Consider the following 10,460-nt stretch of genomic DNA (forward strand, 5'->3'; position numbering starts at 1 on the left):
GTCCAGCCGTGCCGCTCGGCGTAGCGGATGTACATCCGGGCCAAGTCGGCGGCGAACAAGGCCGACTCTTCGCCGCCCTCACCGGATTTCACTTCGAGGACGATGTCGTCGGCGTCATGCGGGTCGCGCGGGGCCAGCATGTCGGTGAGCTGGGTGTCCAGCTCGGCCACCTGGGCTTCCAGATCCGTGACCTCGGCGGCGAAGGAGGCGTCGTCGGCGGCCAGCTCTCGCGCCGTCTCCAGGTCGTCGCGGGCGGCCGCCAACTTGCGGTAGGTGCCCACGATTGGGGCCAGCCGGGCGAACCGGCGTCCGGCCTTGCGCGCCTCGTCGGGATTACTGTGCAATTCGGGGTCGGCCAGCCGGCGTTCGAGGTCGGCGTGCTCGGCCAGCAGCACGTCAATGGTCTGTACCGGTTTGGTCACTGCCTTACCTCCTGCCCCGTTTCGCCCGTCGTTGCCGCAAACGCAAACCGACGCCCGGCCCGTGCGAGGAGTCGCACAGTTCGGGCGTCGGTATCCGAGCTATTTGTCGGCAGCAGCTCCGGCGTTGCGCTTGCCGTAGCGCTTCTCGAAGCGGGCCACCCGGCCACCGCTGTCCAGGATCTTCTGCTTGCCGGTGTAGAAGGGGTGGCACTGCGAGCAGACCTCGACGACGATGCGGCCGCCGTCCTTGGTGCTGCGCGTCTGGAAGGTGTTGCCACAACCGCAGAGCACCGTGGTCTCCGCGTAGGCGGGGTGAATGTCAGCTTTCATGATTCCTCTTCGATCGTGTCGAGCGTGATTATGCCAGGTCAACCCCTGTCCTCCCAAAACACGGGGACGCCCCCAGGCATTCCCGGCCCGTGGGTGGCCGGCGCGAGACATAGATCACGACGATCGCACGCGGCGTGTCGGGTGCGTGGTTTACGTGTCGCGGCCGCCGGCGGACCGGGTTAGTCGTTGTCCATCCCGGGGGTCGTCTTGGACACCTGGACCAGGAACTCGTAGTTGTTCTTCGTCTTGCGCAGCTGCGACATCAGCAGGTCGATGGCCTGGTGTGAGTCCAGCCCCGACAGCACGCGGCGCAGCTTGTGCACGATGCCGAACTCGTCCGGCGAGAGCAGCAGCTCGTCCTTGCGCGTACCGGACGGGTTGACGTCGACCGCGGGGAAGACCCGCCGCTCGGAGATCTTGCGGTCCAGCTTCAGCTCGGCGTTACCGGTGCCCTTGAACTCCTCGAAGATGACCGTGTCACCGGTGGAGCCCGTCTCGACCATCGCGGTGGCGATGATGGTCAGCGATCCGCCTTCCTCGATGTTGCGGGCCGCACCCAGGAACCGCTTGGGCGGGTACAACGCGGTGGAGTCGACACCACCGGACAGGATCCGGCCCGACGCCGGCGACGCGTTGTTGTACGCGCGCCCGAGGCGGGTGATCGAGTCCAGCAGCACGACGACGTCCTTGCCCTGCTCGACCAGCCGCTTTGCCCGCTCGATCGCCAGCTCGGCGACCGAGGTGTGGTCGGACGGCGGCCGGTCGAAGGTCGACGCGATGACCTCACCCTTGACCGAGCGGGTCATGTCGGTGACCTCCTCGGGACGCTCGTCGACGAGCACGACCATGAGGTGGCATTCCGGGTTGTTCTTGGTGATCGCGTTCGCGATGTCCTGCAGGATCGTGGTCTTACCGGCCTTGGGCGGCGACACGATCAGCGCGCGCTGGCCCTTGCCGATCGGCATGATCAGGTCGATGACCCGGGTGGTCAGCCGGTCGCTGGTGGTCTCCAGACGCAGGCGCTGGTTGGGGTACAACGGCGTCAGCTTGGAGAAGTCGGGACGCTTCTTGGCGTCCTCGACCGAGCCGCCGTTGACGCTGTCCAGTCGCACCAACGGGTTGAACTTCTGCCGCTGGTTGGGCTGTTCGCCTTCCTTGGGCACGCGGACCGCGCCGGTGACGGCGTCACCGCGACGAAGGCCGTTCTTGCGCACCATGTTCATCGACACGTAGACGTCGTGCGGGCCGGCCAGGTAGCCGGAGGTGCGCACGAAGGCGTAATTGTCGAGAACGTCAAGGATGCCGGCTACCGGCTGGACGACGTCGTCCTCGCGCAGTTCGGTGTCGCCACCCTCGCCGGATCGCTCGCCCCGGCGGCGGCGGTCGCGGAAGCGGCGTCCCCGCCGGCCCTGACGGCCCTCGCCGTCGTCGTCCTGTTGGTTGGAGCCGCCGCGGCCCTGCTGGCCGCCCGAGTTCTGATCCTGGTCGTTGCCGCCGCCGTCCTGGCCGCGGTCGTCGTTCTGGTTGTCGTTTTTGGGCTTCTGGCGCCGCTCGGCCTCACCGGTGGCTGCGCCGTCACGGCCGCCCGAGCCCTCGCGGTCGGCCTCGTCGTTGCCGCGGCCGGCCGAACCGGCCTCGCGGGAGGCGCCGCGTCGTTCGCGGCGGGGCGTCTCGGTGCTGGCGCCGTTCTGGTCGCCCTTGGCGGCCGGCGCTTCGGCGCTGTCGGTGCCGTTCTTGGCGTTGTCGTTGATGTCCGACTTGCCGCTGTCCTCAGCGGTCTTGGTGCCATTGGCCGGAACGCCATTGGCCTGTCCCCGGACTTCTTTGATCGCGGCGATCAGTTCGTTCTTACGCATGCCCGACGTCCCTTTGACGCCAACTTGATTGGCCAGCGCGCGCAGCTCGGGCAGCACCATCGTGGACAGTGCACCTCCCGAGACGGCGGGTTTCGCGTCTGGAGTGTCAGTCACGGCATTCGACAGTTGATTGGCGTCAGTGTTTTCGCCAGCCGTGAACAGGTCCGTATCAGTCACGGATTTCCTTTCTTCCCCCGCTGATCAGGTCATACGGGGGGTTCGTTGCATTCAGGCAATTGCCGAGTGCGCCCAATCATCGACTCTGCAACGGTGATCGCCTGGATCGGCGGAGTAAACGGCGAACCTCGTCCACAAGAAGAATTGGTGTTGTCCTAGCGGCAAGGCAGTATGGATGCAGATGCAGATGCTGCGATTGCTGGACGGCTCCGAGGATAGCCCCCATCCCTGTCGGAAGCAAGCAAACCCTCCGGCCACGCTGTGGATCAACCGACGACGGTGACCCCCGGGCTCCAGCGAACAGGTTCGCCAGCCGTCATTTTGGTGATGGCAAATCCGTGTGTCGCCCCGTACCCCACCACTTCGGAGGGGAGCTCCGACGCCGTGGTCAGCGCAATCAGCGATGGTCCGGCCCCGGAGAGCGTCGTCGCAACGTTATGACGCCGCAGCAGCCGCAAATATTCCGCCGAGGCCGGCATGGCCGGTGCGCGCTGCGGCTGGTGCAACACGTCCTCGGTCGCCGCCATGAGCAGGTCGGGGCGCTCGGTCAGCGCCACCACCAGCAACGCCGCGCGACTGACGTTGAAGCGGGCGTCCTCGTGGCTGACCTGCGCGGGCAGCAGCACGCGGGTCTCCGCGGTGAGCGAGCGTTCCTCGGGAATCGCCGAGTACAGGTGGATATCGGGGTGCAGTCGTAGCGGCACCGCCGCGTACGCGGGGCGATCACCACCGCGGTCCACCCACGACACGACCGCACCGCCCAGGACGGCGGCCGCCGCGTTGTCGGGATGACCCTCGAACTCCGAGGACAGCTGGATCAGCTGGGTCTCGCTGAGGGGATTTGAATCCGCCTGTGCGACAAGGCCATTAGCGGCCGCCAGCCCGCCGACCACCGCGGCCGCGGACGAGCCGAGGCCGCGCGAATGCGGGATGGCGTTGCGGCAACGCACCAGAAGGCCCGGTGCGCGGACCCCGACGGCCCGCAGCCCACATTCCACGGCACGCACCACCAGGTGCTCCGGACCTACCGGCAGCTGACCCGCCCCCTCGCCCTCGACCAACACCACCAAGCCGGAATCGGTTGTCTCGACGGTGATTTCGTCATAGAGGCTCAACGCCAGGCCGATGCTGTCGAAGCCGGGACCGAGGTTGGCGCTGGACGCCGACACCACCGCGCTGGCCACCAGCCCCGCGGGCAGCATCGGGGTCATCAACAGCCCTTCGTTGCGAGCGCGCACATTTGTCAGGCCAGCCCCAGCTTTTCGACCACCAAGCCCGGATCCACCGGCAGCGGGGTCACGGTCGGCATGTCGCGCAGCGCGGTGTCGGGGTCCTTGAGGCCGTTGCCGGTCACCGTGCACACGACCGTCGACCCGCGGGCCACCCAACCGTCGTCGACGGCCTTGAGCAGTCCGGCGATGCTGGCCGCCGAGGCCGGTTCGACGAACACGCCTTCGGACTCGGCCACCAGGTGATAGGCGGACAGGATCTCCTCGTCGGTCGCGGCCAGGAACCGGCCATTCGATTGCTGCTGCGCGTCAACGGCCGCCGTCCACGACGCGGGCGCGCCGATGCGGATGGCGGTCGCGATGGTCTCCGGGTTCTTTACCGGCGCGCCATGCACCAGCGGGGCCGCACCGGCCGCCTGGGTGCCCAGCATGCGCGGCAACCTCTCGATCAGCCCTTCGTGGTGATACTCGGTGTATCCCTTCCAGTACGCGGTGATGTTGCCCGCGTTGCCGACCGGCAGGGCGTGCACGTCGGGCGCGGTTCCCAGCGCGTCGACGATCTCGAACGCCGCCGTCTTCTGGCCCTCGATGCGCACCGGGTTGACCGAGTTGACCAACGCGATGGTCGGGAAGTCGGCGGCCATCTTGCGGGCCAACTCCAGACAATCGTCGAAGTTACCGTCGATCTGGATGATCTTGGCGCCGTGCATGACCGCCTGCGCGAGCTTGCCCATCGCGATCTTGCCCTGCGGTATCAGCACCGCGCAGGTGATGCCGGCGCGCGCCGCGTAGGCCGCCGCCGACGCCGAGGTGTTTCCGGTGGACGCGCACAGCACCGCCTGCTGGCCGCGCGCCAGCGCATCGGTGACCGCCATCGTCATGCCCCGGTCTTTGAACGAGCCGGTGGGATTGAGGCCTTCGACCTTGAGATGCACGCTGCAGCCGGTCTTTTCCGAGAGCCGACGCGCCGCGATCAGGGGGGTGCCACCCTCGAGCAGGGTGACCGGGGTCCAGTCGTCGCCCACGGGCAACCGCTCCCGGTAGGCCTCGATGAGACCCGGCCACGGTTTGTGGACGGCGGTGCGCGGGGCGCTCATAGGGTGGTCCCTTCCAGTCGCAGTACGCTGGTCACGCTCTGCACGACGTCCAAATCGGCCAGCGCCTCCACGGTTTCGGACAGCGCGGCATCGGTGGCGCTGTGGGTGACCACCACGATGCGGGCGCCCACCCGTCGTCCGTCCTCGTCCGCGACGCCTTCCTGACGAACTTCGGCGATGCTAACCTCGCGCTTGGCGAATTCGGCCGCGACCGAGGACAGCACGCCGGGCTTGTCGGCGACGTTCATGCTGACGTAGTAGCGCGTGGAGATGAAACCCATTGGTGCGATGGGCAGTTGGGCGTACTTGGATTCCTTCGGCCCGCGGCTGCCCAGCACCCGGTTGCGCGCGGCCATCACCATGTCACCGGCCACCGCGGACGCGGTCGGCGCGCCGCCGGCGCCCTGACCGTAGAACATCAGCCGGCCGGAGGCCTTCGCCTCGACCACCACCGCGTTGAACGCGCCGTTGACCGTGGCCAGCGGGTGTGACAGCGGCACCAGCGCCGGATAGACCCGTGCCGAAACCCGTTCTTGGCCATCGTCGGTCGTGATGCGCTCGCAGATGGACAGCAGCTTGATGGTGCAACCGAGGGCCCGGGCCGACTCGAAGTCGGGCGGGGTGACCTTGGTGATGCCCTCGCGGTGGACGTCGTCGGCGGTCACCCGGGTGTGGAAAGCGATGGACGCCAGGATCGCGGCCTTGGCCGCCGCGTCGTAGCCCTCGACGTCGGCGGTGGGGTCGGCCTCGGCGTAGCCCAGCGCGCTGGCTTCGGCCAGCGCCGTGTCGTAGTCGGCGCCGGTGCTGTCCATCGCGGACAAGATGTAGTTAGTGGTGCCGTTGACGATGCCGGCCACCCGCAGCACCGTGTCGCCGGCCAGCGACTGTGTGAGCGGGCGGATGACCGGAATGGCGCCCGCGACGGCCGCCTCGAAATACAGGTCAACGTGCGCGCTTTCGGCGGCCTGCGCCAGCTCGCCGGTGGAGGTGGCCAGCAGCGCCTTGTTCGCGGTGACGACCGACTTACCGTGCTCGAGGGCGCACAGGATGGCCTTGCGGGCCGGTTCCACCGGCCCCATCAGTTCCACGACGATGTCGACGTCGTCGCGCGCGGCGAGCTCTTCGATGTCGTCGGTGAGCAGTTCGACCGGGACACCGCGGTCATCGGCGACGCGGCGCACTCCGATGCCACGCAGCACCAGGGGTGCGCCGACACGGGCGGCGAGGTCATCGGCGCTGTCCTCGATTATTCGGACAACTTCGCTACCGACGTTGCCCAACCCGAGTACCGCTACACCGACCGGCTTTTCGTCACGGGGCACAGTTTCACCTCACTTCCAGACTTAGGAGATCGTCGACCGTCTCGCGCCGCAAGATCAGACGCGCGCGGCCGTCGCGCACCGCGACGACGGCGGGGCGGCAGATCATGTTGTAACGGCTCGACAATGAATAGCAGTAGGCGCCGGTAGCGGCCACCCCGAGCAGGTCGCCGGGCCGCAGATCGCCGGGAACCCAGGTGTCGCGCACCACGATATCGCCGCTCTCGCAATGCTTTCCGACGACACGAGCCAACTCCGCCGGCGCATCGCTGAGCCGCGAGACCAGCCGGGCATCGTACTGCGCGTCATACAGGGCGGTGCGGATGTTGTCGCTCATACCGCCGTCGACGCTGACGTAGCGCCGGTGTGCGGTGGCGCTGACGTCGACGTCCTTGACGGTGCCCACCTCGTAGAGCGTGATGGTGCCCGGCCCAGCGATCGCGCGCCCGGGCTCGACCACCAGCCGCGGGGTCGGCAGTCCGACGGCCGCCGACTCGTTGCGCACAATCGCGCTCAGCTTGGCGGCCAGCTCACCCATCGGCGGCGGATCGTCGGCGGCGAGGTAGGAAATGCCAAGCCCGCCACCGAGGTCCACGGTGGAGATCTGCGCCGTCTTGTCGACACCGAACCGCTCCACGGCGTCGTGCAACAGGCCGATGACCCGGTGCGCGGCGATTTCGAAGCCGGCGACGTCGAAGATCTGCGAACCGATGTGACTGTGCAGACCCACCAGCCGCAGGTGCTGGGTCTCGAATACCTTGCCCACGGCGTCCAGGGCCGCACCGCTGGCCAACGACAGGCCGAACTTCTGGTCCTCGTGTGCGGTGGAGATGAACTCGTGAGTGTGCGCCTCGACGCCGACCGTGAGACGCACGAAGACGTCCTGGACGATGCCCGCCTCGGCCGCGATGGCATCGAGGCGTTCGATCTCGATCATCGAGTCCAAAACGACATGCCCGACACCGGCTTTGACCGCCGCCGTCAGTTCGGCGACGGATTTGTTGTTGCCGTGAAAGGTGATCCGCTCCGGTGGGAAGTTGGCGTGCAACGCGACGGCCAGTTCACCGCCGGTGCACACGTCGAGCGACAGCCCTTCTTCGTCGATCCAGCGCGCGATCTCGCTGCACAGGAACGCCTTGGCGGCATAGTGCACGTTCTTGCCGCCACCGAAGGCGGTCGCGATCTCGCGACAGCGGGACCGAAAGTCGTCCTCGTCGACGACGAACAGTGGGGTGCCGTACTCCTGGGCCAGGTCGCTCACCGTAACGCCCGCGATGGCGGCGACGCCATCGTCATTGCGAACTGTGTTGCGCGGCCACACGTTCGGCGCCAGCAGCAGCAACTCCTCGGGGGATTGCGGCCGCAGCGGGCTTTCGGCGTGGCGGGCCTCTTCGGCGTGCCGAGGGCCGGCGGGGTGAACGTTCACATTCGCTCCGGAGCCGTGACGCCCAGTATCGCCAGTCCGTTGGCGATCACCTGGCGGGTCGCCTGGCACAGCGCCAGGCGCGCGGTGTGCAGGTCGCTCGGTTGCTCATCGCCCTGCGGCAAGACCCGGCAGGAGTCGTAGAACCGGTGGTAGTCGCCGGCGAGGTCTTCCAGGTACCGGCACACCCGGTGGGGTTCGCGCAAGGTGGCCGCCGTGTCGAGCACCCGCGGGAACTCGCCGATGGTGCGCAGCAGCGTCCCCTCCTTGTCGTGGCTGAGCAGCTCGAGGTGGCCTTCAAAACCGGCGCCGCCGGGGATCAGGCCGAGTTCGGCCGCGTTGCGGGCCAGCGCCGAGAGTCGGGCATGCGCGTATTGCACGTAATAGACCGGGTTTTCATTCGACGCCGACGACCACAGCGCGAGGTCGATGTCGATCGGGGTGTCCACCGAGGAGCGAATCAGGCTGTAGCGTGCGGCGTCGACGCCGATCGCCTCCACCAGGTCGTCCAGCGTGATCACCGTTCCGGCCCGCTTGCTCATCCGGACCGGCTGGCCGTCACGGACCAGGTTGACCATCTGCCCGATGAGCACCTCGACGGCGGCCGGGTCGTCGCCGAACGCCGCCGCCACGGCCTTGAGCCGGGCGATGTATCCGTGGTGGTCGGCCCCCAGCATGTAGATGGCCAGGTCGAACCCGCGCTGGCGCTTGTCCAGGTAGTAGGCGATGTCACCGGCGATGTAGGCGGGCTTGCCGTCGCTCTTGATGACGACGCGGTCCTTGTCGTCACCAAAGGCGCTGGTGCGCAACCAGGTTGCGCCGTCCTTCTCGTAGATGTTGCCGGTCTCGCGCAGCCTGCCGATGGCTTGGTCGACCAGGCCCTTGGTGTGCATCGAGTCTTCGTGGGTGTAGACGTCGAAGTCGGTGCCGAACTCGTGCAACGACTCCTTGATGTGGGTGAACATCAGGTCGACGCCGATCTCGCGGAAGGTCTCGCGCATCTCGTCGTCGGGCAGGCTCAGCGCGTCGGGCGCCTTCTGCAGCACCTGAGCGGCGATGTCGTTGATGTAGGCGCCCGCGTACCCGTCTTCGGGGGTGGGCTCGCCCTTGGCCGCGGCGATCAGCGAGCTGGCGAACCGGTCGATCTGCGCGCCGTGGTCGTTGAAATAGTATTCGCGCACCACCGCGGCGCCCTGTGTGGCCAACAGCCGCCCCAACGCGTCGCCGACGGCGGCCCAGCGGGTCCCGCCGATGTGGATCGGCCCGGTGGGGTTGGCCGACACGAATTCGAGGTTGATGTTGCGTCCGGCCAGTGCGTCGGAGTGGCCGTATCGGTCGCCGGCGTCGATGACGTTGGTGATGACGACGGCTTGCGCCGACGCCTCGAGGCGCAGGTTGATGAAGCCGGGTCCGGCCACCTCGGCCGAGGCGACGCCGGCGGCGGAGGCCAGCGCCTCGGCGAGCCATCCGGCCAGGTCGCGGGGGTTGGCACCGACCTTCTTGCCCAGCTGCAGCGCCAGGTTGCTGGCGTAATCGCCGTGCTCGGGATTGCGGGGACGTTCCACGGTGACCGTCGGCGGCAGCGCGGCAGCATCGAGCCCGCGCTCGGCCAACACCGCGGCGGCGGTGGTCTTGAGCAGCTCAGCCAGGTCAGCGGGGGTCACGAGCGTCCATCCTATTGGCTGGTGCGCCCCCACCCCGAATCCATTGCGGTGATGGGGCGGCCGCTTGGATGCGTTAGTCTGTCCGTGCTTGTTCGAAAGCCCCATGGCGCAACAGGTACTTGGTGCGCCCCCGTAGCTCAGGGGATAGAGCGTCTGCCTCCGGAGCAGAAGGCCGCAGGTTCGAATCCTGCCGGGGGCACCAAGGTTTAAGCAGGTCAAACACGATTTTTGACCCTAGCAGACGACCGCAATGTTGTCCGGCTGTTATTCGGCCATGCCGCTCCCGTTTGCTCGCGGACTACCCCAACCGCAAACACAGGAGCCACACAAATGCCCCTCCATCCAGTCAACACGCGCGTCGTCAACAGCGCCTACCTTGATCGTCCGGCCGTGCCAGCCGTTGCGGACCTGCATCTCCAGGGTGACCGTTTCATCGTCCACGACACAGCCGTACTGAACATGCCGCACGCCACCGCGGTCATCCGGCGCCACGTCGCCCCCGACGGCGACGTTTCGTTCACCGGGCACGTCGACGCCGCTGCGCCGCCGGACTGGATCGACGACACCACGCAGGCCGGCGACGCCGCCAAGGCGTGGGCGTTCGTCGTGGCCGAGCTGGACGCGGCGCGCGCCGAATACCAGCGGGCGGCGGCCATCGAACGCCACCCGGCCGGGACCGTGCTGTGAACGTGGCCGCGACGATGACACACGACGACGACCGCAGCCGACACCAGATCGACACGGCCCCCGGAGCTGCCGTCAACCTGCCTACCGACCATCTCAACGCCTGGTCACAATCCGTGGACGGCCCCCCAATCTGGGCAGTCGATCAGCCTTCATCGGAACCGGATGGTGCCAGGCCGGACGGTGTCGGCTGGGGCGAGGCGTGGATCACCGCGGTAGCGGTGCTGTCCATGTTCCTGGTCGTCGCGCTAACTGGCGC

General features: G+C 67.7%; 10 protein-coding genes and 1 tRNA gene. 3 read left to right on the plus strand and 8 right to left on the minus strand.

The annotated features are described in order from the left end of the window. The 8 genes from A9W96_RS05540 to argS all read right to left on the minus strand — a co-directional run. Window positions 1–422, minus strand: a 422-nt coding sequence (locus tag A9W96_RS05540) for a PCRF domain-containing protein (protein ID WP_156749240.1), incomplete at its 3' end; no start/stop codon positions are given. A gap of 99 nt (window positions 423–521) precedes the next feature. Then, a complete protein-coding gene (rpmE, locus tag A9W96_RS05545; protein ID WP_066873624.1) occupies window positions 522–752 on the minus strand; it encodes a 50S ribosomal protein L31 in 231 nt (76 codons plus the stop codon). 179 nt (window positions 753–931) lie between these two features. After that, a complete protein-coding gene (rho, locus tag A9W96_RS05550) occupies window positions 932–2,785 on the minus strand; it encodes a transcription termination factor Rho (protein WP_066873621.1) in 1,854 nt (617 codons plus the stop codon). Between the two features lie 266 nt (window positions 2,786–3,051). Then, complete coding sequence (gene thrB / locus A9W96_RS05555) at window positions 3,052–3,987, minus strand: homoserine kinase (protein WP_067138333.1); 936 nt, start codon at window positions 3,985–3,987, stop codon at window positions 3,052–3,054. Between the two features lie 41 nt (window positions 3,988–4,028). Then, window positions 4,029–5,111, minus strand: a complete 1,083-nt coding sequence (gene thrC / locus A9W96_RS05560) for a threonine synthase (RefSeq protein ID WP_067138323.1) — start codon at window positions 5,109–5,111, stop codon at window positions 4,029–4,031. Beyond that, window positions 5,108–6,433 carry a homoserine dehydrogenase gene (locus A9W96_RS05565; protein ID WP_067138325.1) on the minus strand — a complete coding sequence of 442 codons (1,326 nt, stop codon included), beginning with the start codon at window positions 6,431–6,433 and terminating at the stop codon, window positions 5,108–5,110. Before A9W96_RS05565 ends, thrC begins: the two co-directional genes overlap by 4 nt. A gap of 4 nt (window positions 6,434–6,437) precedes the next feature. Beyond that, on the minus strand, window positions 6,438–7,796 hold the full coding sequence (lysA, locus tag A9W96_RS05570; protein WP_197499409.1) for a diaminopimelate decarboxylase: 1,359 nt from the start codon (window positions 7,794–7,796) through the stop codon (window positions 6,438–6,440). A gap of 56 nt (window positions 7,797–7,852) precedes the next feature. After that, window positions 7,853–9,517, minus strand: a complete 1,665-nt coding sequence (gene argS / locus A9W96_RS05575; RefSeq protein ID WP_067138329.1) for an arginine--tRNA ligase — start codon at window positions 9,515–9,517, stop codon at window positions 7,853–7,855. 126 nt (window positions 9,518–9,643) lie between these two features. On the opposite strand from argS, the gene A9W96_RS05580 reads away from it, so the two are divergent. The 3 genes from A9W96_RS05580 to A9W96_RS32515 form a co-directional block, all read left to right on the plus strand. Beyond that, window positions 9,644–9,719: transfer RNA gene (locus A9W96_RS05580), tRNA-Arg, on the plus strand. Between the two features lie 128 nt (window positions 9,720–9,847). Continuing rightward, the gene (locus tag A9W96_RS05585) at window positions 9,848–10,204 is read left to right on the plus strand and encodes a hypothetical protein (RefSeq protein WP_067138331.1); all 357 of its coding nucleotides are present in this window, start codon (window positions 9,848–9,850) and stop codon (window positions 10,202–10,204) included. After that, a partial coding sequence (locus A9W96_RS32515; RefSeq protein ID WP_231999598.1) for a hypothetical protein occupies window positions 10,201–10,460 on the plus strand: 260 nt, incomplete at its 3' end. The genes A9W96_RS05585 and A9W96_RS32515, both read left to right, overlap by 4 nt.

The sequence above is a fragment of the Mycobacterium sp. 1245852.3 genome (assembly GCF_001669335.1).
Lineage (GTDB): Bacteria > Actinomycetota > Actinomycetes > Mycobacteriales > Mycobacteriaceae > Mycobacterium > Mycobacterium europaeum_A.